The 24,603-nt window shown below is 68.2% G+C and carries 22 protein-coding genes; 11 read left to right on the forward strand and 11 right to left on the reverse strand.

Annotated features, from left to right (window positions below; translation table 11 throughout):
* Window positions 1–23: 23 nt before the first annotated feature.
* Window positions 24–260, reverse strand: a complete 237-nt coding sequence (locus FEK34_RS15220) for a hypothetical protein (RefSeq protein WP_138448512.1) — start codon at window positions 258–260, stop codon at window positions 24–26.
* Complete coding sequence (locus tag FEK34_RS15225; RefSeq protein WP_138448513.1) at window positions 257–760, reverse strand: MarR family winged helix-turn-helix transcriptional regulator; 504 nt, start codon at window positions 758–760, stop codon at window positions 257–259. Before FEK34_RS15225 ends, FEK34_RS15220 begins: the two co-directional genes overlap by 4 nt.
* Before the next feature lie 94 nt (window positions 761–854).
* Between FEK34_RS15225 and FEK34_RS15230 the strand changes: the two genes are divergently transcribed.
* The 3 genes from FEK34_RS15230 (at window position 855) to FEK34_RS15240 (ending at window position 4,458) form a co-directional block, all read left to right on the forward strand.
* Entirely contained in the window at window positions 855–1,286 is a 432-nt protein-coding gene (locus tag FEK34_RS15230; protein ID WP_138448514.1) for a nuclear transport factor 2 family protein, read from the forward strand.
* Between the two features lie 111 nt (window positions 1,287–1,397).
* Window positions 1,398–3,128, forward strand: a complete 1,731-nt coding sequence (locus FEK34_RS15235; protein ID WP_138448515.1) for an FAD-dependent oxidoreductase — start codon at window positions 1,398–1,400, stop codon at window positions 3,126–3,128.
* 451 nt (window positions 3,129–3,579) lie between these two features.
* The gene (locus FEK34_RS15240; RefSeq protein WP_138448516.1) at window positions 3,580–4,458 is read left to right on the forward strand and encodes a DMT family transporter; all 879 of its coding nucleotides are present in this window, start codon (window positions 3,580–3,582) and stop codon (window positions 4,456–4,458) included.
* 316 nt (window positions 4,459–4,774) lie between these two features.
* On the opposite strand, the gene FEK34_RS15245 is transcribed toward FEK34_RS15240, so the two are convergent.
* Both FEK34_RS15245 and FEK34_RS15250 read right to left on the reverse strand, forming a co-directional pair.
* Window positions 4,775–5,434 (reverse strand): hemerythrin domain-containing protein, encoded by a 660-nt coding sequence (locus tag FEK34_RS15245; RefSeq protein ID WP_138448517.1) that lies wholly within the window; start codon window positions 5,432–5,434, stop codon window positions 4,775–4,777.
* Between the two features lie 43 nt (window positions 5,435–5,477).
* Entirely contained in the window at window positions 5,478–5,930 is a 453-nt protein-coding gene (locus FEK34_RS15250; RefSeq protein WP_138448518.1) for a DUF4267 domain-containing protein, read from the reverse strand.
* A gap of 148 nt (window positions 5,931–6,078) precedes the next feature.
* Here FEK34_RS15250 and FEK34_RS15255 point away from each other — a divergent pair, with 148 nt between their 5' ends.
* Entirely contained in the window at window positions 6,079–9,399 is a 3,321-nt protein-coding gene (locus FEK34_RS15255; protein WP_138448519.1) for a BTAD domain-containing putative transcriptional regulator, read from the forward strand.
* A 176-nt stretch (window positions 9,400–9,575) separates the two neighbouring features.
* On the opposite strand, the gene FEK34_RS15260 is transcribed toward FEK34_RS15255, so the two are convergent.
* Entirely contained in the window at window positions 9,576–10,061 is a 486-nt protein-coding gene (locus tag FEK34_RS15260) for a MarR family winged helix-turn-helix transcriptional regulator (RefSeq protein WP_138448520.1), read from the reverse strand.
* Between the two features lie 115 nt (window positions 10,062–10,176).
* Here FEK34_RS15260 and FEK34_RS30800 point away from each other — a divergent pair, with 115 nt between their 5' ends.
* Complete coding sequence (locus FEK34_RS30800; RefSeq protein ID WP_249359210.1) at window positions 10,177–10,452, forward strand: MFS transporter; 276 nt, start codon at window positions 10,177–10,179, stop codon at window positions 10,450–10,452.
* Window positions 10,449–11,723, forward strand: a complete 1,275-nt coding sequence (locus FEK34_RS15265) for an MFS transporter (protein ID WP_249359213.1) — start codon at window positions 10,449–10,451, stop codon at window positions 11,721–11,723. The genes FEK34_RS30800 and FEK34_RS15265 overlap by 4 nt, the downstream gene beginning before the upstream one ends.
* A 294-nt stretch (window positions 11,724–12,017) precedes the next feature.
* Here the strand turns inward: FEK34_RS15265 and FEK34_RS15270 are convergent, their stop codons facing one another.
* The gene (locus FEK34_RS15270; RefSeq protein ID WP_138448521.1) at window positions 12,018–13,034 is read right to left on the reverse strand and encodes a hypothetical protein; all 1,017 of its coding nucleotides are present in this window, start codon (window positions 13,032–13,034) and stop codon (window positions 12,018–12,020) included.
* The gene (locus FEK34_RS15275; RefSeq protein ID WP_171048227.1) at window positions 13,021–13,644 is read right to left on the reverse strand and encodes a TetR/AcrR family transcriptional regulator; all 624 of its coding nucleotides are present in this window, start codon (window positions 13,642–13,644) and stop codon (window positions 13,021–13,023) included. The genes FEK34_RS15270 and FEK34_RS15275 overlap by 14 nt, the downstream gene beginning before the upstream one ends.
* Before the next feature lie 568 nt (window positions 13,645–14,212).
* On the opposite strand from FEK34_RS15275, the gene FEK34_RS15280 reads away from it, so the two are divergent.
* The gene (locus FEK34_RS15280; protein ID WP_138448523.1) at window positions 14,213–14,803 is read left to right on the forward strand and encodes a zinc-binding dehydrogenase; all 591 of its coding nucleotides are present in this window, start codon (window positions 14,213–14,215) and stop codon (window positions 14,801–14,803) included.
* Window positions 14,804–14,963: 160 nt separating this feature from the next.
* On the opposite strand, the gene car is transcribed toward FEK34_RS15280, so the two are convergent.
* On the reverse strand, window positions 14,964–18,449 hold the full coding sequence (car, locus tag FEK34_RS15285; RefSeq protein ID WP_138448524.1) for a carboxylic acid reductase: 3,486 nt from the start codon (window positions 18,447–18,449) through the stop codon (window positions 14,964–14,966).
* A gap of 174 nt (window positions 18,450–18,623) precedes the next feature.
* The gene (locus tag FEK34_RS15290; RefSeq protein WP_138448610.1) at window positions 18,624–19,346 is read right to left on the reverse strand and encodes an RNA polymerase sigma factor SigF; all 723 of its coding nucleotides are present in this window, start codon (window positions 19,344–19,346) and stop codon (window positions 18,624–18,626) included.
* 360 nt (window positions 19,347–19,706) lie between these two features.
* Between FEK34_RS15290 and FEK34_RS15295 the strand changes: the two genes are divergently transcribed.
* Entirely contained in the window at window positions 19,707–20,279 is a 573-nt protein-coding gene (locus tag FEK34_RS15295; protein ID WP_138448525.1) for a type 1 glutamine amidotransferase domain-containing protein, read from the forward strand.
* A gap of 8 nt (window positions 20,280–20,287) precedes the next feature.
* Here FEK34_RS15295 and FEK34_RS15300 read toward each other — a convergent pair whose 3' ends face one another.
* On the reverse strand, window positions 20,288–20,605 hold the full coding sequence (locus FEK34_RS15300; protein WP_138448526.1) for a MerR family transcriptional regulator: 318 nt from the start codon (window positions 20,603–20,605) through the stop codon (window positions 20,288–20,290).
* Between the two features lie 149 nt (window positions 20,606–20,754).
* Here FEK34_RS15300 and FEK34_RS15305 point away from each other — a divergent pair, with 149 nt between their 5' ends.
* Both FEK34_RS15305 and FEK34_RS15310 read left to right on the forward strand, forming a co-directional pair.
* Window positions 20,755–21,174 (forward strand): Hsp20/alpha crystallin family protein, encoded by a 420-nt coding sequence (locus FEK34_RS15305; RefSeq protein WP_130916557.1) that lies wholly within the window; start codon window positions 20,755–20,757, stop codon window positions 21,172–21,174.
* Window positions 21,175–21,636: 462 nt separating this feature from the next.
* Entirely contained in the window at window positions 21,637–21,846 is a 210-nt protein-coding gene (locus tag FEK34_RS15310; protein WP_138448527.1) for a hypothetical protein, read from the forward strand.
* 19 nt (window positions 21,847–21,865) lie between these two features.
* Here FEK34_RS15310 and FEK34_RS15315 read toward each other — a convergent pair whose 3' ends face one another.
* Complete coding sequence (locus FEK34_RS15315; protein ID WP_349292431.1) at window positions 21,866–22,978, reverse strand: alkane 1-monooxygenase; 1,113 nt, start codon at window positions 22,976–22,978, stop codon at window positions 21,866–21,868.
* A gap of 632 nt (window positions 22,979–23,610) precedes the next feature.
* Between FEK34_RS15315 and FEK34_RS15320 the strand changes: the two genes are divergently transcribed.
* A complete protein-coding gene (locus FEK34_RS15320) occupies window positions 23,611–24,435 on the forward strand; it encodes a hypothetical protein (protein WP_138448529.1) in 825 nt (274 codons plus the stop codon).
* The last annotated feature ends 168 nt before the right edge of the window (window positions 24,436–24,603 follow it).

Consider the following 24,603-nt stretch of genomic DNA (forward strand, 5'->3'; position numbering starts at 1 on the left):
GTTCGAGGCCGAGCTCGGATCGCTCACTCGTCCAGCCGGATCCGAATGCCCGCCATGCGTTCGGTGCCCCCGCGCAGCCTGCTGCCCAGCAGCCCGGCCCGAGCGACCAGACCGTACTTGCGCTTCATCAAATCGATGAAGTGCGCACTGGCGTGCGGCGCCAGCACCTCGGCGAATCCGGGCACCGAGGCGCCGAGCGGTGTGCCGCGCCAGTCGCAGGAAGCGAGCATCACCCGGCCGTCGTTGCGGATGCGCTTCACCTTGCCGGCGTTATACCGGCGGCGCCGGCCGCGGTGGCGAGGTGGGCGTTGATGCGTCCGAGCAGTGCGAACAGCTGGGCGCGTTCGTCGCGGTCGAGCGGGGTCATGATGTGTTCGTTGACCTCGTCGAGGACGCGGTCGAGTTCGGCGAGGCGGCGGCGGCCGGGTTCGGTGATGGTGATGACATTGCGGCGTTTGTCGGCCGGGTCGGGGGCGCGGCGCAACCATCCGCCGTCTTCGAGGTCGTTGAGTACCGCGACGAGATCGCTTTTGTAGACGCTGGATCGCTGCGACAGCGCCGCCTGGCTGGCCGGCCCGAATTCGGCGAGCGCGGCCAGGACCACGAAGTGGTCTTTGCGGGCTCCGGCGGCGCGCAACGCCTCGCGTGACAGGCGCGTCATCTGGGCCGCTGTCATCGAGGTCAGGCGTGAGAGCTGTTTCTTCAGCCGCGCCGGAGTGGCTTCGCCGTGGTCGAAGCGCATCTCCTCATCGGTGTTCATGAGAAGAGCCTACCGCTTGCGTTAGTGCCACTAACGATCTACATTCGTTTATGGCACTAACGTTAGTGTCACGAACAGATTGTAGGAGTTCTCCATGACCACCACCGATGTCCTGATCCGCGAGCTCGCCGACCGCGCGGAACTGGCCGATCTCGTTGCCCGCCACAGCCTGTGGGTCGACGAGGGCGCCACCGACACCGACCGCCTCTTCACCGACGATGTCGTGGTGAACTCCCCGCGCGGACAAGCCCACGGCATCGCCGCCCTCGAAGCCCTCGTGCGCAGCGGCCACGACACTTATGCCCGCACCCTGCACAACAAGTCCAACCTCGTCATCGACATCGACGGTGACACCGCGACCGTGCGCGCCCACGACCTCGCGGTCTTCGTCATCGACGACAGCACCGAAGCCGTCGCCGCGGGCATCCACCGCTACCGGGCCCGCCGCACCCCGGCAGGCTGGCGATTCGACGCACTCGACGTCCTCCCGGTCGCACTGACCGAAGCGCTGTCCCGGGCCCGGTAATCCGCCTGCTGGCCGAATATCTCGATTTTGTGGCCGCCAGTCGTTGCTGTCAGCGTCGCGCACCGCTCTACGCTCGACCAACAGGTCAACGGTGATGGAGGACACAGGCAGATGGCGTTCGACTACGACGTGCTGGTGATCGGTTCGGGCTTCGGCGGCAGTGTGTCCGCGCTCCGGCTGACCGAGAAGGGCTACCGGGTCGGGGTGCTCGAAGCCGGGCGCCGCTTCGCCGACGACGAGTTCGCCGAAACATCCTGGCGGGCACGGCAATTCCTGTGGGCGCCGCGGCTGGGATGCTTCGGCATCCAGCGGCTGACGTTGCTGAAGAACACCTTCATCATGAGCGGTGCGGGTGTGGGCGGCGGATCGCTGGTCTACGCCAACACCCTCTATGAACCGCCGGCGGCGTTCTATGCCGACAAGCAGTGGGCGTCGATCACCGACTGGCGCGCCGAGCTGGCCCCGCATTACGACCAGGCCAAACGCATGCTCGGTGTCACCACCAACCCGGCCACCACCCCCAGCGACCGGATCCTGCGTGAGGTCGCCGACGAACTCGGCGTCGGCGACACCTACCGCCAGACCCCGGTGGGTGTGCTGTTCGGCGGTGCGGGAGCACGGCCGGGCCAGGAGGTGCCCGACCCGTTCTTCGGTGGTGTCGGCCCGACGCGACGCACCTGCACCCACTGCGGCGAATGCATGACCGGCTGCCGCCACAACGCCAAGAACACCCTCGTCAAGAACTACCTGTATCTGGCCGAGCGGGCGGGCGCGCGCGTGCATCCGCTGACCACCGTGGTGGATGTACGGCCCCGACCAGGCGGCGGCTACACGGTGCGCACCCACCGCACCGGCCGCTGGGTCCGCAAGAACGAGCGCGTCTTCACCGCCGAACAGGTGGTGTTCTCCGCGGCCGCGCTCGGCACCCAGAAACTGCTGCACCGGCTGCGTGATCGCGGCTCGCTGCCCAACATCTCGCCGCGGCTGGGCTATCTGTCGCGCACGAACTCCGAGGAACTGCTGTCGGTGCGCAGCCGCCGCCGCGACGCCGATTTCACCAAGGGCGTCGCCATCACCTCCTCGATTCACCCCGACGAGCACACCCATATCGAACCCGTGCGCTACGGCAAAGGCAGCAACGCGCTGGCTTTGATCACCACCGCGATGGTCGGCGACGACGGCGTCAACCCGCGCTGGCGGCAATGGCTGCGCCAACTGCGCCGCGACCGCCGCGACCTGCTGCACATGCACAATCCGCACCGCTGGTCGGAGCAGATGATCGGGCTGCTGGTGATGCAGTCGGTGGACAACTCCATCACCACCTACACCACCCGCGGCGTGTTCGGCCGCAAGATGACCACCAAACAGGGCGAGGGCCAACCCAATCCGACCTGGATCCCGATCGGCCACGAGGTCGCCGAACGCGTCGCCGGCAAGATCGACGGCTTCCCCACCGGCGCCACCAGCAGCATCGTCAACATCCCGGCGACCGGCCATTTCATCGGCGGCTGCGCCATCGGCGACTCCCCCGCCACCGGTGTCGTCGACGCCTATCACCGCCTCTACGGCCATCCGGGCCTGCACGTCATCGACGGCTCCACCATTTCGGCCAACCTCGGGGTCAACCCGTCGCTGACCATCACCGCCCAGGCCGAACGCGCGATCGCGCTGTGGCCCAACAAAGGTGAACAGGATCCGCGGCCCGAACTCGGCGCACCGTATCGGCGGCTGGCCCCGATCCCGCCTGCCGCGCCCGTAGTGCCCGCCACCGCCCCTGCCGCCTTGCGTTTGCCGATCGTCGAGATTTCCGGCGGACAGCCGGTGATCGAGCGTGACTCCTGATCGTCGTCACAGAACGGGCCCGAATTCGATGGCAGCCCAGCGTTGGTGAGTCCGCCCGGCGATATTGCCCTGAGCTGCCACGGCGGCGAAGCTAGCCGCCCGATGTCTGCCGTCCGCGGACCTGACAGCTCAGGCACCCTCATCCGCACTCGGTCGTCATCGGCCGGCTGGGTAACCCCGTCCGGGCTCAGCCGCCGCCACAGGCGTAGGTGTCACCGAGCCTGGGGCTTCGCGAACGCGGCCGCAGGCGCGGCGCCGTGCACGTCGGGGCCGGGCACCTGGTACCTCCCCGGCGACGCCGATCACCTCGGCCGGAGGCTCGAAGAAGGGCAGGTACAGCCGGTGCGGGCGATTGCCCTGATCGCGTACGTTGGCGGCCCCGGGCAACCCGGCGGTGTCGTCAACGGTATCGCGTCGGTCCACCGCGCCTGCTGCCGTAGGCGGCACACTGATGCGGGTGAGCAATGTCCCGGTCGCCGCGGTGGTGTGCGCGTTCGTTGCCGCGCTCGGGTTCGCGGTGGCGGCGGTGGCGCAGCAGCGGGCGGCAGCCGACGTGCCGGAGGGCGAGGCTTTCCTGGCCGGGTTGGCACGCAGTCCGCGCTGGTGGGCGGGGATCGTCGGGGACGGCGGCGCGTTCGTCTTCCAGATCGTGGCGCTGGCCTTGGGGTCGGTGCTGGTCGTGCAGCCCATCCTGGTGACGTCGTTGATCTTCGCGTTGCCGCTGGCCGCCCGCTACAACCACGTCCCCGTGACCCGCGCGGCGTGGGCGCAGGCCATCGCCTTGTCCGTGGCGCTGGCGTGTTTCCTGGTGGTGGGCGATCCGGAGCCAGGAGTGCGGGACGCGCCGTGGTCGCACTGGCTCGGGCCGCTGACACTGGTGCTCGGGCTGGTCGTCGCGGCGGTGGGGGCCGCGGTCGTCGTAGGCAGCCGCGGGGTGCGGGCGATGCTGCTGGGTGCGGCGGCGGGCCTGTTGTTCGGTGTGTCGGCGGCGGTGACCCAGCATGTGGTCGAACTGTTCGGCGACGGCATCGGGGCCGCGGTGACCAGCTGGGAGCCCTACACGATGGTCGGGTCCGGCCTGCTGGGGTTGTATCTGCAACAGCGCGCGTATCAGATCGGTGCGCTGTCGGCGTCGCTGCCTGCGTTCACCGTGGCCGAACCGCTCGCGGCGATGTTCCTCGGCCTGACCGTCCTCGAGGAGGAACTGAACACGGGAACGGCGGGGCTGGTGGTGGTGCTGGTGTCGGTGGTGGTGATGTGTGTTGCGGCCGTGCAGCTTTCGCGCGCCCAGGCCGAGGGTGCCGCGTCCACACCTGAGGAGGTTCTGTGATCGACCTGGTCGAGCCGCGCGGGTGAGGACGTTTGCGGCGAGCTGCCGTAGCTCCCGCTGACAGCGGGACGGCGAGCACCACGCCGCCGGCCTCGTAGCGGAGGTACCCGCCGCAAACGCACCCGCACTGGCGTGCTCGCCCGAGCCCACTGCCCCGCAACCCAGTTCGACGCCAGCACTCCCTTCGGCCGACGCGCCGCGCGCGGTCGCCGCAACCCTGCGATGGGTCGCGACGACCGCTGAACTCGGAATCGCGTGGCGGACAGTCTTTCCCGCGCGACCACCGGCGGCGCATCTCATCCGGTGGCCGCCGAGGTCATCGCTGCGCGGGCCGCGCGCCCGCACGCACGCGACGGATATGGCGCACGTAGCGGGGACGACCGATCACATGCCAGAGGACGCGCACCGGTGCGGGCAGCACCCCGAGCAGCAGGGCACGTTCGGCCGGGTCGGCGTCTTCGAGGACGAGCCCGAACAGCGTCAGCAAGGTGAGTTTCGGTGTGTTGGCCACCAGATGCTCACCGAGGGAAGCCCATTCGGTTTCGCTGATGTGGTCGGCCGCGAGCGGCAGCAGTGTGTTCTCTTCGTCGTCGAGGTGTTCGAGCAGCACCGCCCGGTGATCGGCGAGCACCGCGACCACGGTGTCGCGTTCATCGGCTCCGGCGCCTGCCTCCCACGCCGGGACCGCGGCATCCAAGCTCGCCAAGGTGGCTTCGATGCGCTCGTGCTGGCGCTGCATGCGCAGGATGACCTCGGTGCCAAGATCGACTCGCGACAGCAGCGGCGGCCACAGCAGCTCGTCCTCGCCTCCGTGGTGGTTCTTCAGTCCCAGCCGGTAGTCGCGGAAATGGCCGGCGAGTACCGCGGCGCGCCGGGTGTCGCCCGGGGTGACGGCCGCGACGAGCTCCATCAGCAACCGCGACTCGCGCCGGAAGACGCGGTGCACGATTTTCATGTCCTGGGTGTCGACGCTCATGTGTTCCTGCCGTTCGATCGTTGCGCGTGGTTGTCGGACGGAATCAGGAGCCGACCAGGGCATGCGTGGCGCGGCCGCGCGCAGGCAGGCTCGCGGAGACGGGTTCGGTGCTCCGCGGGCGCTCGGTCAACAGCAGTGCCGCCGTGAGCAGCACGATCGTCATCGCGGAGACATGCACGATCAGTGCCGTTGCCACACTGCCGCCGTGGGTCACGACGGCCAGGGCGTCGCCGGCCGGAATGAGGGCGTTGATCAGCACGGCCCAGCCCAGCACCCGCCGCTGCCCCAGGCCGAGCAGCAGGAAGGTGACGGCGGCGACGGCGAGGTCGCGCACACCCTTGACGATGAAGTAGCCGTCGGCGTTGCCGGTCGGCCACGGTTCGATGCCGAAGCCGGTGGGGGCGATGCCGGGCGCGAACAGGAAGTTCAGCCCGAAGTACAGGGGTGCGGCGGCGCAGAGCACGGCAAGCACGGTGGTCAGGCGATACCTGGTCATGATTGTTCTCCTCGATGCGGTGGCGGGACGATTCCGCCGGGTGGCGACCGGTTGATCGGTCTGTTCGAGACTGCTTGTGCGGGTTTGGAAGCCACCAGGAGCCGACTTGGAACGCCGGCCACGACCGTTGCGTACGATGTGGCGGGTCATGGTCTTCATCCGGGTGTTGGGTTCGTTCGCGGCCGAGGCCGACGGTGCACCCATTCCCCTCGGCGGCCCGCGCCAGCGCGGCGTGCTCGCCTTACTGGTGGCCGCGCGCGGGCAGGTCGTGCCGGTGGACCGACTGGTCGAGGACCTGTGGCGCGGTGAAGCGCCCGCGCGTGCGCTGGCCTCGTTGCAGGCCTACATCTCCAACCTGCGTCGCCTGCTCGAACCCGGCCGCCCGCCACGGACTCCGGCCCGCCTGCTGGTGAGCGCCGCCCCCGGCTACGCGCTGCGACTGCCGCAGACAGCGGTGGACGCCTGGCGGTTCGAGGAGCTACTCGACCGGGCCCGCACACTCACCGATCCCCGCGCGGTCCGAGCCGACCTGGACCAGGCGCTGGCGTTGTGGCAGGGCCCGGCGTTCGCCGAGTTCGCCGACGAACCGTGGGCCGTCACCGAGATCGCCCGGCTCGACGAGCTGCGCCTGGTCGCCCGCGAACTGCGAATCGCGGCCCGGCTGCGGCTCGGCGATCCCGCGGCGGTCGCCCCGGACGCGGAGAGCCTCACCCGCGAACACCCGTTGCGCGAAGAGGGCTGGCGTCTGTACGCCCTCGCGCTGTGGAGCAGCGGCCGTCAGGCCGAGGCGCTGGCCGGTCTGCGCCGCGCCCGCGCGATCTTCGCCGACGAACTCGGCCTCGACCCCGGCCCCGACCTGGTGGCGCTGGAAGAAGCGATCCTCACCCAGCGCACCGACGTCCTGCGTGCGGCCGTCGCCGCGCCCCGGGCAGACACCAGCCCATTGCCCGCCGAACCCGGCCCGCTCCCCGCAGACACGAGCCCGTCCCATCCCGACGTAGACCCGTCCCCCGCAAAGACACGCCCGCCCCGGGGCGAAACCGGGCCCTCGTCCCGCGACGAAGCGTCCCCGCCGACCGCACTGCCACCGGTAGCCGATGAGCGTGACGCGCCGGCGTTCGTCGGCCGGGACACCGAACTATCGGCGCTCCGGGCCGCCGCCGCACAAGCCGAGGCCGCCGGTGCGCACGTCGCACTCCTCACCGGCGAAGCAGGGCTCGGCAAATCGACACTGCTCGACCAGGTGGGCGCCCGGCTCGAACACGACGGGTGGCTCGTGGCCGCCGGACGCTGCCCCGACCTCGACAGCGCCCCGCCCGCATGGGCGTGGGTCGAGATCGTGCGCACCGTGGCGGCGAGCATCCCCGCAGGCGAGTTCGCCGATGATCTCGAGCCACTGCTGTCGGACGCGGCTGCGGTCAGCGGTGACGCGGCGGCCGGGCGGTTCCGGCTGCGGCAGGCGGTGTGGGCGTGGCTGGCCGCGGCCGCCGCCGAGCGTCCGGTCGCCGTCATCGTCGACGACCTGCACTGGGCCGACGCCGCCACGCTGGAACTACTCGGCGGCTGCGTCGACGTGCGGGCCCCGATCCTGGTCGTGGCCGCCTACCGCGCCGACGAAAACCAACGCCTCACCGCAACTCTGGCCGCCCTGGCCCGCGCCGCGCCACTGCGGCTGGAGCTGCCCGGACTCGACCGCGCCGCCGTCGCCGAACTGGTGCGCGCCGAATGCGCCGCCGACGAGGCGACCGTCACCGGGATCGCCGAACGCACCGGCGGCAACCCGTTCTATGTGCGCGAAAGCGCGCGCCTGCTCAACGGCGAGGGCGCCCTCATCGCACTGTCCGAGGTCCCCGAAGGGGTGCGGGATGTCCTGCGGCGCAGGCTGGCACGGCTACCCGAAAGCGGCGTGTCCGTGCTGCGGCTGGCCGCGGTGGCCGGTCGGGAATGCGCGGTGGACGTGCTGGTCAAGGCCGCCGACACCGACGAGGACGGCGTCCTGGACGCCCTCGACGCCGGCGTCATCGCCGGGTTGCTCGAAGAACCGGGCCCCGGCCGCGTCCGGTTCGTGCACGCACTGGTCAGAGACACCCTGATCACCGACGTCAGCCGGGTGCGGGTCACCAGGATGCACGCCCGCATCGCCGCCGCCCTGGAAGGCACCGGTGACGTCGCCGCGCTCGCCCACCACTACACGCGCGCCGGTGCACCCGAGGCGGTCGCCTATTGCGTGCGCGCCGCCGAACTGGCCGAGGCCCGCTACGCCCATGACGTGGCGGCCACACTGCTCACCGACGCCGCCGCCCTCGCCGTCGGCCCGGGCGAACGCATCGACCTGCTCGGCAGGCTGCTGCGCGCGCAGGTCAGAGCCGGTGACGTCGCCGCGGCCCGCCAGACCCGCGAACGCGCGGTGACCTACGCCGAGTCGCTGGGCCGAGACGATCTGATGATCGCGGCGTTCACCGCCTGGACCGAACCCACCCCCTGGCTGGCCCGCACCTACGGCACGGTCGACCGTCCCATCGTCGAACGCCTCGGCCGTCTGCTCGAGCGCACCGACCTCGACCCCGAGGTGCGAGCCCATCTGCTCATCGCCTACACCCACGAACTGGTCGGCGAGGCAGACCCGACGGTCATGGCCGCCGGGCAGGAAGCGCTCGCCCTCGCCGCCTCACCACGTCTGCGGGCCGGGGCGCTGCTGGTCCTCGCCCGCGACTCAGGACGGCAGGAGTACTCCCGTGAGCTGGTGCAGATCGGCATCGAGCACGACCTGCCCGTCTACCGGGTGACCGGTCTGCTCAACCTCGCCGCCAATGCCGCGGCGGCCAACGACCCGGCAACCATGCGTGAGCTGATCAGCCAAGCGCTCGACCTCGCCCGCGCCTACCGGATGCCGGAGGCGATCGGTGCCTGCGAGATCGCACAGGCGTCGCTGGTGCTCATCGCAGGCCGCTTCGCCGACGCCGAACGCCTCTACCTCGAAGCCACCGAACGCCTCGAACGCGCCGGATCCGTGCACGCCACAGGGTTTTTGCGGCTCGCGCTCGCCGCGACCTGGCTCAACGCAGGCACCCTCGGCGACCACCTCGACGACATCCGTGATCTGCACAAGGCGCTCGGCCCGATCGCCGCCGACCTACTCACCCTCTCCCTGCACGCCGCCGGCCACACCGACGAGGCACGCCGCACCCGCACCGCACCCATCCCGATCCGGCCCGACTTCTTCTTCACCTTCCTGACCAGCCTGCGCGCCATGGCAACCGTCGCTATCGGCGACCGCGACGCCGCCGAGCAGATCTACACCGACCTGCTCCCCCACCGGGACGGTCCCCCCGCCGGCGCCGAAAGCCTGTCACTGGCCGTGCGCCCGGTCGCCCACACTCTCGGCGAACTCGCCCACTTCCTCGGCCGCACCGATGAAGCCGCCGCACACTTCGCCCGCGCGGCCGAAATCGCCGCTATCTGGCGCTGATTCGCGGCTGCGCGGCCGTTGGTGCGCCCAGAGCCGCGGCTCGAGGCACTCGCGGGCGGCCCGGCGTCGATGTCACCGATCGGCTGAGCAGGTGCGGCGGATCAGTGATCGGCATCTGGGGTCCACGATGAACTCGACTCCCGTGATGGCGGGCGTCGGATCGCGATGTCGGGTGGTCACGACCCGGTGCCAGGTGGCGTGGGCTGGTCGAGTTGGGTGTGCATCGCGGTGAGGAGTTCGGCGAGGAAGGTGTCGAACTGTTCGAGTTGATCGCTCGAATACCGGGCCATGACGGCGCCGACTTGTTCGCCGAGGGGGCCGAAGAAGTCATCGGCGAGTGTGTGGACTTCGGGGCTGCTGCGCAGGGTGACGATGCGCCGATCGCGGTTTTCGCGGGTGCGCACGACGTGCCCGGCCACCTCCAAGCGGTTCAGCAGCGCGGTGGTGGCGGGGTTGGACAACCCGATGCGTTCACTCAGTCGCGCCGGTGACAGCAGCTCGCCGTGCTCCTCGGCGGACAGGATCTCGATCAGCGCTTCGGCGTCGGTGGAGTGCAATCCCAGGAACGCGGCGAATCGCCGGCTGAACTCGCGATACGTCGCCCCGTAGGCGCGCAGCCGTTCGGTCACCTGGTCCTGTTGCCGAGCTGCTGAGCCGTTCATCGTCGTGGACCTCCCATTTCTGCCCGCCGGAGTGGTGCCGGCGCCAACGTTTGACAACTTACGGCCCCCACACGTACTTTCGCCGTGGAATTATTCCACCATGGAAGGAGCTGCTGTGAACGAGACGACAACGGACCAGACGCAGCCGGAGGCGAAGCCCTCTCTGTTGCAATGGCTCGGTTTGCTCGCAATCGCTCTCGGCGTCGCACTGATCGTGGTGGACACCACGATCGTGAACGTGATCATCCCGTCGATCATCGAGGATCTGAACACGGGTTCGACTGAGGCGCAGTGGATTCAGGAGTCCTACGCGATCGTGTTCGCGGCGCTGCTGTTGGTGGTCGGGCGCGTCGCCGAGCACGGTTCCTGCAGGGTGCGGGTGCGGCGATGATCCTGCCGACCTCGCTGGCGCTGCTCAACGCCACGTTCACCGGTAAGGCTCGCGGTCAGGCGTTCGCCGTCTGGGGTTCCACGATCGGCGCGGCTGCCGCGCTGGGCCCGCTGCTGGGTGGCTGGCTCGCCGAGCACGTGTCGTGGCGTTGGGCGTTCGGCATCAATGTGCCGCTGGCGGTGGTGATCGTCGTCGGTGTGATGCTGTGCATGGAGCGTTCGCCGAAGGTGCCGGGGCGTCTGGACGTCATCGGTTCGGCGCTGTCGATCCTGGGCCTCGGCTTGCTCGCTTTCGGGCTGATCGAGGGCCGCACCTACGGCTGGATCACGACCAAGAAGCCGCTGGAAATCGGCGGTTTCAGCTGGGACAGCGGGCCGTCGCCGGTCCTGGTCGCGCTCGTGGTGAGCGTTGTCGCGCTCGCGGCGTTCGTCGGGCGGCAGGTGCTGCTGCGTCGTGCCGGTGACGCCGACAAGGCGCTGATGGACCTGGGCTTGTTCAAGCTCGCGTCGTTCCGCAACGGCAACATCGCCACCTTGATCATCGGACTCGGCGAGTTCGGCATCGTCGCGGTACTGCCGCTGTGGCTGCAGTTCACCCTCGGCTACAGCGCGGTGCAGTCGGGCCTGGCCTTGGTGCCGATCGCCATCGGTAGCTTCATCGCCAGTGGCGCCAGCTTCGGCCTGGCCGACAAGAACGTCTCGCCGGTGAACCTGGTTCGCCTCGGCTTGGCCTTCGAGGTCGTCGGTCTCGGGTTGCTCGCGTTGATCGCCTCGCCGGACAGCTCGTGGTGGGCGCCGGCCCTGGTCCTGATGCTGTACGGCGTCGGTGTCGGATTCGCGACGGCTCAGGTCACCAACGTGGTGCTCGCGGATGTTCCCGAGAACGACAACGGCCAGGCATCCGGCATCCAGAGTGCGTTCCGTCAGCTCGGTTCCGCCCTCGGGATCGCGGTCCTGACCACGGTGTTCTTCACCACGCTGGGATCGCAGATCACCGAACACCTGACCGCGGATGGCATGTCCTCGGTCCAGGCCGAAGAACACGCCGATACGATCACCAACAGCGCGGGTGCGGCGATCGAAGGGTATGCGGCGCAGCCGCAGACCCAGCCGATCGCCGAGATCGGCCAGGTCGCAATGACCGACGGCATCGAACTGGGCGGCTACCTCGCGGCAGGTTTCGTCCTGCTGGGTCTGATCGCCACCGCGATGATCCCGAAGTCGGAGGCCGGCGAAGGCGAGCCGCGTAAGGCGGTTCTGGCGCAGGTCTGATCGAAGGGGTGGTCCCCGGCTCGCCCTGTTCGCAGGGTGAGCCGGGGGTTTTCGCATTCGACCGGGTACGGCGTGTCGGGGCAGGCCACTTCAGTTCTCGCTGTAGGCGGGACGAATGGAACCGACCTTGATCGTTGTCGTCGGCGTCGTCGCCATCGTGGCGGTGACCGCGTTCGCTCGGTTCGGTTCGCCGGCGGTACGGCGGCGCCAGAGTTAACCGGCCGCTGTCCGCGACACCCTGTCTTGACCTCGCTGAAGGGTGTTGGGCCACCTGTATGTTGTTCGCGGTATGGGTCAGGCCAGGTGGCTGGGCTGAGGATCAGCTACTGCCGCAGGGTGGGTTCGTCTGCGAAGCCACAGGTAGCCGACGGTCACGGCGGCGAGAACGACGAAGTGGAACGCGATGTCGTCGGTCCTTCCACCGTTGGCGACGAGGAAGAGGCCGAACAGCCACAACGCCAGCACGGCGCCGAGACAGCCGTTCAGTTGATGCCGTCGACTCCAGCCCGGTCTCGCCACCCATCGGCGCATGATCCCGGCGAGGGCGGCGGCGAATACCAGTGCGGCGAGCGTCCACACCACGAACGGTGCCGGGCTGCCGATGAAGGCGACCAGATACAGCATCAGCCACGCCAGTCCCGCACCGAATCCGACCCAGCCGACGGTCGCAGGTTTGGGGCACCGCTTCGTCGAGGTGGTGGCCCACGGTCGCCGGCACCTGCCGGCCGACCACACCAGGATGATCACCGCTGCGCCACCGCCGATGGTCTGCGCGGCGGACAGGCGGAAGTCGGACCGAACGAGCGAGATGAACACGAACAAGGCGAACCCGACGGCGAACACACCCGCGAAGACGCTCAGCATCGAACGCGACAGCCAGGCGGTGTGCCGCTCGGCGGGAAAGACCAGGTGCGTCAGCACGATCGGAATGACGATGCTCCACACCGCGTGGTACCCGGCGACCACGACCGCCCACAGCCAGTTCACCTCGAATGCCCGCCCGTAGACGGTTTCGCCGTCCATGCCTTGCGGATTGAAGATCGTCTGTAGCCCGAGCCCTTCCTCGAGGACGGCGAATGCGAGGGCGAGCAACAACAACCCCCATCCGTTGAGGCCCCGGCGTTGGACTACTTCCCGGACCAACAGCACACCCGCGCCGTAGAAGCAGAAGATCGCAGCGGCCCGCAGCGGTTGGGCGAGATAGCTGAATCGAAATGCCGCCCCGAGGATTTCGCCGATCAGCGGTGACAGCACGAACAGCACCGAGACCGGCAACGCCGTCTCTCCGAACCGGCCACTACCCGTCACCATGATGGTTCGCCCCTTCTGTCACCGCGATGCTGTTGACGAACAGCAACGGCCAGTCGCGTTCGAACACCACCCGGTCGGTGTCGCCGCGATCGCGGATCTCCCGTGGCAGATCCGTCATCGCGTTCATCAGTACCGAGGCGACGAGCCGGGCGTCTGTTGGCCGGAATTGGCCGCAGCGTTGTCCTTCGGTGATGAACGAGCGCAATTCCTCCAAGCCCTTGACCCGCTCGGTGTCCTCGGTCGCCCCACCTGCTTGGTCGTGGCGTGTGAACTGCGTCAACACGAGCATGGCCGGTAGGTTGTCGAGGCAGTACGTGGCGAAGCGCCGCAACATTCCTTCCAGCGCCGAGACATAGCTGTCGTCGGCCTCTATGGGCTCCATGGCTTCGTCGACTCGCTGCTGGATCGTCGCGCGCATCTGCTCGATCAGGCCCTGCCGGGAACCGAAGTGGTAGTTGATCAGTCCCGGGCTCACGTGCGCGCGAGCCGCTATCGCGGCGTTCGACGCCTTCGCCAGCCCCACCTCCGCGATCGTCTCGATCGCGGCATCCACGAGTTGCCGACGCCGCGCCAACTCGATGAAGCTCGGCCCCTCACGGACTGATTCCATAATCAGAATTCTAATCACTCCATCAGGACCGCAGCATGCAGAACACCGCATAAGACGCGCTAGCCCAGGTGAGAGGGCCGTTCTGAGCAGCTTCAGGCGTCAAAGCCGACTGCCGGCACCTCCCCACCCTCCTGTTCCGTATGTCGATCCACCACCGGAACACCACGACGAGAACACTCCGCCCCTGGTCGCGGGTGTTCCGCGAACCGTCCCGCTCCCCCTATCCGGAACAATTTCGGGCATCGGTCAGCCGTTCCGGGTCGGATCCTGCCTGCCCGGACCCGACGCCGGCTTGCGACCAACCCTGCTGCCACCACCCGGCGGCAAACAGGACACCGGGCAACCCGACATCGCTGCTGGTCAAGGCAACTTCGTTGTCTTCCGTGCGATTACTACCGGAACTCCAATGACCCGAATGTCAATTCCGGGCACGACGAGACCGCGGCTCAGCTGCACCAGCGCGGCGATTTTCGAGGAGACCAGCCGCTCCAAGCCGGCTCCAAGCGCCTTCCAAAACCCGGGTAGCAGTCTCGAGCCCATCAGCACCGAACTGATGGAGGAGCGAGAAATGAGCAACACATTCCGGGCAGCTGTCGTCCGCGCGCCGAGCGGGCCCGACTCGATCGAGATCGTCGATGTTCCCGTCATCGAGCCGGGCCCCGGTGAGGTTCAGGTCGCTGTCGCGGCCGCACCCGTCAACCCCACCGATCTCGGCGTCGCCGGCGGCTTCTTCCACGAACTGGGCATGGTGGTCGCGCTCGCGCCCGAGCGCGGCTGGACGGTGACCGGTCTGGCCCGCGCCGCCGACGAACGGTTCGTGCGCGGTCTCGGCGCCGACTTCGTCACCGAGGCCGAACCGGGCTGGGACGCGGTCGTCGACACCACCTCACAGCAGGTGTGGGGCCTGACCCCGGTCCGCGACGGCGGTGTCTTCGTGGGTGTGCGGCCCAATCTCGCGCCTGCGCCCGAACGCGGGATCACGGTGAACGTGCTGCTGACTCAGTCCGATCGCACTCGACTGGAGCAGCTGCTCACCCTCGCAGAGTCGGGGCGGCTGCCGGCCCGCGTTCATGCGGTCCTGCCGTTGGCTCAGGCCGCCGATGCTCACCGGGCCACGGCCGAGGCCGGGATGAGTGGACGCTACGTGCTCCAGCCCTGACCGACCCCGGTCCGCCTCGGTGGTCGACCGCACGGTCGACCACCGTCGCACGGGAAAGCATGCGAGACAACGAGGCAACAGCGTCCGCACGGACCAGTGCCGGGCATGCGGGCGACCGATTCGACCGCGCCCCGGACGGCTCCTAGGTCGCGCCGATTGCTCAGGGGATCAGCCCATGCAATCGAAGGTCACCCACGTACTTGGTGATCAGATCCGCACTCAGGTGCGGGATGTCGGCATCGGGACCGAGTTCCGCGGCGCGCACCGCGGCCCGGAACTCGGTGGCGGGGATGGCCGAACCCGCGATCGCCGGCGCGGGCCGGGCGAAGGCGTGCAACAGCGGCAGCACCGAGGCGTTGCGCTGCGGCTCGGGCAGCGCGCGCAGCGCCGCCTCGAAACGGGTGAGCCATTCGGTGTAGTCGTCGATGCGTTCGATGGTGATACCGGCCTCGATCAGCCAGTCCACCACCACATCCAGCGAGATCCCGTCATCGTGCGGGTTGACCACGTGGAAGCTGTGATGGCCGGTGTCGACGGCCGCGCCGAGCACGGTGATCGCCTCGGCGGTGAAATCCGCGGGTAACCCGTCGTAGTGGGCGCGGACACGGGGGCCGCCGCGATAGAACGAGGCGGGCGCGAGACCTGTGGCGGCCAGCCCGATCAGCAGCCGAGTGAACATGTCCGGGATGTTGAGTTGCCCGCGGTAGCGCGGATGGGCCAGCACCATATCGGACCGGAACACCGCCACCGGCAGCCCGCACAGCTCGTGCGCTTCGCGCAGCAGCACTTCCCCGGCCCATTTGCTGTTGCCGTAGCCGGTGGCGTACCCGGCGCCGTTGCCCCGCACCGGGCTACCGGCACGGATATCGCCACCCTCGGTGAACACCGCGCGATCGACGTCGGCGGCCACCGCCACCGTCGACAGGTAAGTGACGGGCTTGAGCCGATGGGTGATCGCCAGCCGGATCATCTCGGCGGTGCCGACCACATTCGGCCCGAACAACTGCTCATACGGCAGCACATGATTCACCAGCGCGGCGCAATGCACGATCCGGTCCACCCGCCGCGCCAACCCGTCCCAGGCCTGTTCGCCGAGACCCAGCCGGGGTGCGCTGATATCACCGGCGATCACCTCGAGATGAGTGTCGGCCAATTCCTGATACCGGCGCAGCAACTCGTCGTCGCCGGAGTCGAAGGCCGCGTCGAGCCTGCGCCGCGCACCATCGGCGTCCTTCGCGCGCACCACACACAGCACCCGCCCGCCGACGGCCCGCATCCGCTGCAACCACAGCAGGCACAACCATCGCCCGAGGTAGCCGTTGGCGCCGGTGATCAGCACCGTCGACGTCGCGGTCGCCACCGGCAGCCCCGGTGCCGCCGCCACAGTGTCGGCGTCGAGGAACTTCTCCAGCGTCAGGTCCGCGGCCGCCACCTGTTCGGCTCCGGCGCCGTGCACACCGGCGAACGACACCACCTCGGCATCGGATTCCCGTGCGGCGCTGATGTATTCGGCCAGGTCACCCAAGGTGGTAGTCGGGCTGGTCACCACGCTGACCGGCACGTCGACGCCGAAGATCTCGGTGAGCACCTTCGCCAGCGACAGCGCCGACAGCGAATCACCGCCGAGATCGGCGAAATGCGCCTGCGGGCTCGATTGCTCGGCCGTGCAATCGAGCAGGGCGCGCGCCGCACGCACCACCGTCTCCACCACGGCGACCTCACCCGCGCTGGTGTGCAAAGCCAGCAGCTGCGCCGAACGCTCATCGGCGCGGTCGCGATACATCTGCTCGAGCCGCGGACCGTACCGCCGCTCCAGCGCGGGCCGCAGTAACTTCCCGATCCCCGACAGCAGCCCGTTCTCGATGGTGAACGGCTCGGTCTCGATGATGAACTCGCGGGGAATCTCATACGGTTCCAGCCCGGCCTCGGCAGCCACGGCACGCACCGACGCCGCGATCGACGCCGTCAACTCCTCGGTATCGGCGGCCGCGGCGAGCGCGGCCTCGGTCGGCACCACCACCGCGAGCAGGTAGGCGCGCACACTGCTGCCGTAGACGAAGATCTGCCGGATCAGCGGGCTGCCCGCGAACACCGCCTCCAGCTGCGCGACAGCGACGAACTCGCCTTGGGACAGCTTCAGCACATTGTTGCGGCGATCCAGGTAGCGCAGCCGATCCGGGCCGAGCTCGGCGACGATGTCACCGGTGCGGTAGAAACCGTCGGCGTCGAAGACCTGCGCGGTGATATCGGGGCGCCGGTAGTAGCCGGGAATCATCGTCGTGGTCTTGAGCAGCAACTCACCGCGGGGATGGGGCTGATCGCTGGTGCGGTAGCCGAGTTCGGGGACGTCGACGAGCTTGTAGTCGATCACCACCGGCCTGCGCACCCGGTTGTCGACTACCAGCCCGCCGCCGGCCTCGGTGGACCCGTAGGCGTCGTGCACCTCGATCTCGAGCAGCGACTCCATGAACGTCTTCAGCTCCGGCGCCAGCGGCGCGCTACCGGTCGACGCCGAAATCAGCCTGCCGCCCAGCAATTCGCGACGCAGCTGCGCCCGCACCTGCTCATCGGTCCGCCCGCCGGCCAACTCGCTCTGATACCGCTGGTGGATCATCTCGCTGACCCTCGGCACCAGCACCATCTCGGTGGGCCGCACCAGCGCGATGTCGTCGAACAACGTCGACATGTCCGCAGCGGCGGTGAAAAACGCGGTGCCGCCGCGCACCAGCACCCCGGCCAGGGCCAGCCGTCCGGCCAGATGACTCAACGGCATGTAGTTCACGCTGATCGCCGGCGGATTCGAGCCCGCCTTACGGGCCAGGCCCTGCAACCAGATCCCCGCGGCCAGCCGATCGGTGTACATCGCACCCTTCGGCGTGCCGGTGCTGCCCGAGGTGTAGATCAGCATCGCCAGCGGGTCGGTGTCCGGGTCGGCGACATACGGTGCGGGCCTGGGCATATCGCGCCCGGCCTCGATCACCTCGGCCAAGGTTTCGAGCGTGATCGACGTGCCGGCCAGTCGTTCACGCGCCGCGGCGAGCGCGGACCGGTGCGCGTCGACCTCGGCGACATGATCGATCACCACCAGTCGCCGCAGCGCCGGGCAGGCCAGCGCGCAGTCGACCGCGCGGTCGAGCAGTTCGGGTGTGGACGCCAGCACCCGCGGTTCGGTCTCCGCGACGATCCGGGCCAGCGCGGAACCGGGCGCACCGGCTTGCAGCGGCACCACCACCGCCCCGAGTCGCGCGCAGGTCAGATCGACGATGGTCACCTCGACACCGGTCACACCGAGAATCGCGATCATCGTGCCCGGCTCGACTCCGGCCGTGCCCCGCAACGCGGCGGCTACCGCGTCGACCCGATCGGCCACCTCGGCATAGCTGATGGTGTCGAAGCGGTCCAGCCAGCGACGTTCATGCTGCCCAGTGACCGGATCTCGCACGATCTCGAACGCGCGCGATCCGAGGGCCGGACGTTCGGCGTAGCCGGTGAGCACACTGGCCACGATCTGGGCGACGCCGATGCCGGGCGTGCGCACGGCATCGAGCACTGTCTCATCCGGCGCCGCGGCGCGCGCCTGGTGATCGTCGCTGTAGAGCTGAGCGATGCGCTGCATGCGCCGAGCTGCCGGCGACTCGATCGACATGGTGTTGGTGCCTCCCTGGCCGGTCGAGCAACGTCCTGAACGTTAGCGTGCCTAAGCAAGATGCCAGCCGGGAAGCGTCTACACAGCCCCAATCGGGTGTGATAGCAGTCACAAACGCATCGGTGTCTCAAATATGGCAAGAAGAACCGGCCGTTCAGCCGGACCGGACAACAGCTACGCAGCGGCCGGTTCGGCCAGCGCCCGCTCCCGCAAGCTCGCCAGCGTCCGCGACAAGATCCGCGACACCTGCATCTGGGACACCCCGAGCCGCTCGGCGATCTGGTTCTGAGTCATCGACCCATAGAACCGCCACACCAGCACCTGACGTTCCCGCCGCGGTAACGCGGCAATCAGCGGTCGCACCGCCATCGCGTCCTCGAGCAGGCCGTAGCAGGGTTCCTCACTGCCGAGCCTGCGCTGCACCGCACTGCCCGCGTCATCGTCATCGCGGGCGATCGACTCCAGCGAATTGCTGGTATGCCCGTTCGCGGCGACCATCGCCTGCGTCAGCTGGGCCAGCTCCACCCCGAGCTCGGCGGCGACCTCACGCGCGGTCGGCACCCGTCCCAGCCGCTGCGACAGCGCTTCGGTGGCCGGCCCTATCCGCAACTGGATGTCCTTCATCGTGCGCGGCACCCGCACCGCCCAGGTGCGGTCGCGGAAGTGGCGGCGCACCTCACCCATCATGGTGGGCACCGCATACGCGAGAAACGTGCTGCCCCGGCCGAGATCGAAACGATCCACCGCCTGGATCAAGCCCACCCGGGCGACCTGCTGTAGATCGTCGAAGGATTCACCGCGCCCACTGAAGCGACGCGCGATGTGCTCGGCCAGCGGCAGGCACAGTTCGATGATCTCGTCGCGGACATGCGCGCGATGCGGGTCGCCGGGGTCCAATGACTCGAGTTTGTCGAACCACGGCTCGATGTTCTCGTAGGTGTCCTGAGATTCTCCGTGTTTCCCCGCGCCGGTTCCGACGGATCGGGCTGCCGATGCGGTTGTGGTGGTCTGAGCGTGCTTCGACTGGTTCATTGGGCCTCCTCGGTTCCCCAATCGGCGGGCGTTCGGCTCGACCTGAATAAGGGGTACCCACTTCCCCGTAATCGAAAAGTGACCGCATACGCCGACGTTCACCCCGCGACGAACTGCCCGGACGTGTCGGCGCCGCACACCCGGGTATGCCGGGAGCGAGTCACACGATTCGCGACGCGAGAACCGAACACGCGCACCGGGCATCGAAAAGGAAGGAACGTGAGCATGGCCGGCACCGATCTCACCCAGCGCCGCATTCTGGCGGTCGTCACCAATTACGGCGTCGAGCAGGACGAACTCCTGGTCCCCGTGCAGCATCTACGCGACGCCGGCGCCACGGTCGACATCGCCGCCGAATCCGGCGACGCGATCCAGACCCTGGTGCACGACAAGAATCCCGGCACCACCGTCCAACCCACCATCACCCTCGACGAGGTGAACCCCGCCGACTACGACCTGCTGCTGATTCCCGGCGGCACCGTCAATGCCGACTCGCTGCGCCTCAACGACGCCGCCGTCGACATCACCCGCCGGATCGCGGCCGCCGGCACACCCATCGCCGCGATCTGCCACGGACCCTGGCTTGTCGTCGAGGCCGGCATCGTCGCCGACAAGACGCTCACCTCGTTCCCCTCCCTGAAAACCGACATCCGCAATGCCGGCGCCGCCGACTGGGTGGACCGTTCGGTCGTCCTCGACGACACGCATGGCTACCCGCTGATCACCTCACGCTCCCCCAAAGACATCGGCGACTTCATCGAACGCATCGGCCTCACCCTGGCCGAACGAGCGGCCTGACCGCCGGCTCAGCCGTTGTTGCGACGGCGTAGCCGCGCCAGATCGGCGTGCAGGGCCGCATTGGCGTCTTCGAGTTCGAGAATGCGGCCGATGCCCGCGAGATTCACCCCGTCGGCGGCCAGCGCCGCGATGCGATGCAGCCGCGCCAGGTCTTCGCCGCTGTAGCGACGGGTTCCACCGTCGCTACGGGCCGGGGTGATCAGGCCGTGCCGCTCGTACAGGCGCAGGGTCTGCACCCCGATGCCGGCCAGGTCGGCGGCCACCGAGATCGCATAGACCGCCTGCGTCGAGTCGGGGAGACGAGGCTCGTAACTCTCCTGCGTCATCCGTTCTCCTCACTCCTGCCATTCCTTTCAGATTTTCTATTCTAAGCCCTTGCGCTCATCTCACCGCCGAGCTATAAAGAATCTATGTCAGATGACATAGGTTATCTGCTCACTACTACACAGAATGGAGTGCTCTGGAGGTGGCGACCATGCTGATGCGCACCGATCCGTTCCGTGACCTGGACCGACTGACGCAGCAGGTGTTCGGCACAGTGGCCCGCCCGGCCGTCATGCCGATGGACGCCTGGCGTGAGGGCGACGAATTCCTGGTCGAGTTCGACCTACCCGGCATCGACCCCGAATCGCTGGATCTCGATGTCGAACGCAATGTCGTGACAGTGCGCGCCACGCGTCCGGAGTTGAAGGGCGACCGCGAGATGATCGCAGCGGAACGCTCCCGCGGCGTCTTCAGCCGCCAGCTGTTCCTCGGCGAGGGCCTCGACACCGATCACATCCGCGCCGACTACACCGACGGCGTGCTGCGCCTGTCCATCCCGGTCGCAGAAAAGGCCAAACCCCGCAAGATCGCGGTCGAGCGGGCCGAACGGCGTCAGGCCATCGACGCCTGATCCGGCACGGCCCGGCACTCCGTCGAGGAGGCAGGGCAATGATCGGAACCACCTCGCGCGAGGAGTTGCTCGACACCGGGTTGCTCCTGCTCGACCCCGACAACGAGCGGCTCTTCGCCGAAATGGACGCCATTGTGGCCGAAGCGCTGGCCCGCTGGCAGGCACCACAGCACCCCCGCCAACGGGTCCGGCCCGAGCGACCACCGCGCGCACCCGCGCATCCCGCGCTCGTCGCGACGCTACGCGGGCGCCTACCGCCCGGCGTACAGCCGACCCAGCGCGGACCGCCTCATCGCGCGGTGCCGCCGCGGCCAGCCGAGATCGACACGAGTGAGGTGATGCCCCTGTTCGACACGGACTCACAGCAACCCATCTCGAACACAGTCACTCTTCGCGGGGCGACCCGGAACCCTCCGGGCCGCCCTCGGCCCGTCACCCGATCGGACGCAGGGAGGTAACGCGATGACCCCGTTCCCCACCGGCAGCGACGCCGACCGCAGCGACCAGCACACCCTCGCCTACGCCACCGACATCGAAGCCGGACTCGACACCGCGGTACCCCCACTCACCACCCGCATCCGCGAAGCCTTCGACAACGCCGACACCGTCGACCGCATCGATCAAGCCTGGATCACCCCGCTACCCGACGACGACTATCCGCTCGCGTACTGACAGCGGCACCGGCCGAGCCTCAACGGTTCCCCGCACCGACGCCATGCGCGGCCAGGATCCGTTCCCGCTTGCGTGGTTCGATATTGGCCCGGGTCACGTCCCCGTCGTAATGGGCGAGCACCCGCGGATCCATCACCCGCCGCCACAGCGGAGGAACCGCGGCCAACAAGATCATGGTGGCGTACCCGGCGGGCAGCTGCGGGGATTCGCTGGAACTACGCAAGGTCTGGTAGCGCCGGCCCGGGTTGGCGTGATGGTCGCTGTGGCGCTGCAAATGGAACAGGAAGATATTGGTCACCAATCTGTCACTGTTCCAGCTGTCGCGCGGCGAGCAGCGCTCGAACCGGCCGTTGGGGCGGCGCCTGCGCAGCAGGCCGTAGTGCTCGACATAGTTGACCGTCTCGAGCAGGGCTGCGCCGATCACCGCCTGCAACAGCAGCCACGGCAGGATCGAGAGACCGAACACCGCGATCAAAGAACCGAACAACACCACCGTCATCGCCCAGGCCTGCAAGATGTGGTTGTGCGGTGACCACCAGCCCTGACCATGCCGCTGCAACCGCTCACGTTCGAGTGCGATAGCGGAGCGGAACCCACCGGTCACGGTGCGCGGCAGGAACTCGTACAGCGACTCCCCCAGCCGCGCGCTCGCCGGATCCTCCGGCGTCGCCACCCTGACGTGATGGCCGCGGTTGTGTTCGACGAAGAAGTGGCCGTAGGCCGATTGCGCCAGCGCGATCTTGGCCAGCCAACGCTCCAGATGCTCGGCTCGATGCCCCAGCTCATGCGCCGCGTTGATCCCGATACCGCTGACGAACCCCAGCGTCACCCCCAAGCCCAGCTTGTCGACGAAGCTCAGTTCATCGCCCGCCCACATCGACGAAGCAATCACCAGGCTGACCAACTGGATCGGCAGGAACATGTAGGTGCACCACCGGTAATAGTGGTTGTTCGACAGCGCCTCGTAGTCCTCGTCGCGAGGGTTGGTCCCATCCTCGCCGACGATCAGATCGAGGATCGGGATCACGATCAATACGATGATCGGACCGATCCACCAGAACACTTCGGATCCGGTGCGCAGCACCAACTGTGAGGGCAGCAGCGCACAACCCGGGGCAATCAGCCCCAACACCCACAGATATTGCTTCCGGTCCCGAGGACCCCGCGATTCGCCCGCTTGCACTGAGACCAACTCCGAGTGTTGCCTTGTGGACCCCCACAACGAATAAATCCGGATGCTCACCCGGCCTGTTACAGCCGGCGCAAATCATTGGCATCCCGATTCTCGCACCTGCGACTCGAGTTGATCAATACGGGTGATCATGCCTGTTGGATCAACCAAGCGACCATTCGGACAGGGGCAATAAAAAGGACAGGAATGCTGATCAATTGAGGAGCCGACGCATAACCGGAAGTCCCGCAGCCCCGCAAACCCGCTGCACCACATCGAGATCCAGTCGATACACCCATATTTCGAAATGCTCCGTTACCACATTCCCCCGCATGGAAATGTGCGAACACGTCCGCAAGCCAGCCGGGACTCACCCGACGCCCACCGGAAATATCCACCAGTGCAGAATTCGCACACCAGACCGCCGAATCGAGCCACCACACCGCCGAGCAAACTACAGTTTGCAGTGAACGACGAAAACCAGGGGGCCGCGGCCGATCGCCCCCGACCGGCCAGAGCCGACCCTGGGAAGGGACCGCACCGATGCACCGCGGCCGAACCAGCACACCCGGGCGGACTCCCGGAGCCCTCCCATGACACGCTGGTTCACCGACACCATCGTCGACAACGGCCGCCTGCCGCTGTTGTTCCTGATGGTCGCCTTCGTGCTGACGTTCCTGTTCATCCGGATGAGCACCCGGATGATCCGCGCCGAAGTCTCCTGGTGGCCCGGCAACGTCGCCCCCGGCGGCCTGCACATCCATCACGTGATCTTCGGACTCGTCACCATGCTGGTATCCGGTCTATTGCTGGTCGCCCTCGCCGCCCACGAAACACCGGTCCTCAACTGCGTGCTCGCCACCTTCTTCGGCATCGGGTCCGCGCTCGTACTCGACGAATTCGCCCTCGTCCTGCACGTCCGCGACGTCTACTGGACCGAAGAAGGCCGCAGCAGCATCGACGCGGTCATGGTCGCCTTCGCCATCTCGGTGCTGTTCCTGCTGGGCGTCCACCCACTCGGCCTCGCCGACGACTTCGACGAATACACCGACGACGGCGAAGTCGCCACCCTGATCGCCTCCATCACTGGCCTCACCATCCAATACGGCCTGGCCGCCATCACCCTGCTCAAGGGCAAATACTGGACCGGCTTCCTCGGTCTGTTCTTCCCGCCACTGCTGCTCGTCGGCGCCATCCGGCTCAGCAGGCCCACCGCACCCTGGGCGCGGTGGCGCTACCGTCAGGACTCGACCGAACTCGGGAAGGCCGCCAGTCGCGAAACCCGCTACCGGGAGCCGGTGGTCCGCGCGAAAATCGCCGCCCAGGAGTTCGTTTCGGGCCGCTTCACGACACCGGACCCGGCTGTCGAACCGGAGACAAGCAGCGCCGGACGGACCGGCGGCGGACAGGAACGCTGAGGCGGGGTCGTACTCGAACCCTCCGGCGTCACGTAATCGCCGATAAACGGTAGTCCGCGCTCATCCCTCCACTGCCCTCGCAGCGCGGGGTATCGCCGGCTGATGCGTTGCTCGTGCACCGGCTTGGCTGTCGACCGACTCTGATCAACCGCAGCGAGCCTGCCATCC

The organism is Nocardia cyriacigeorgica (assembly GCF_005863245.1).
Lineage (GTDB): Bacteria > Actinomycetota > Actinomycetes > Mycobacteriales > Mycobacteriaceae > Nocardia > Nocardia cyriacigeorgica_C.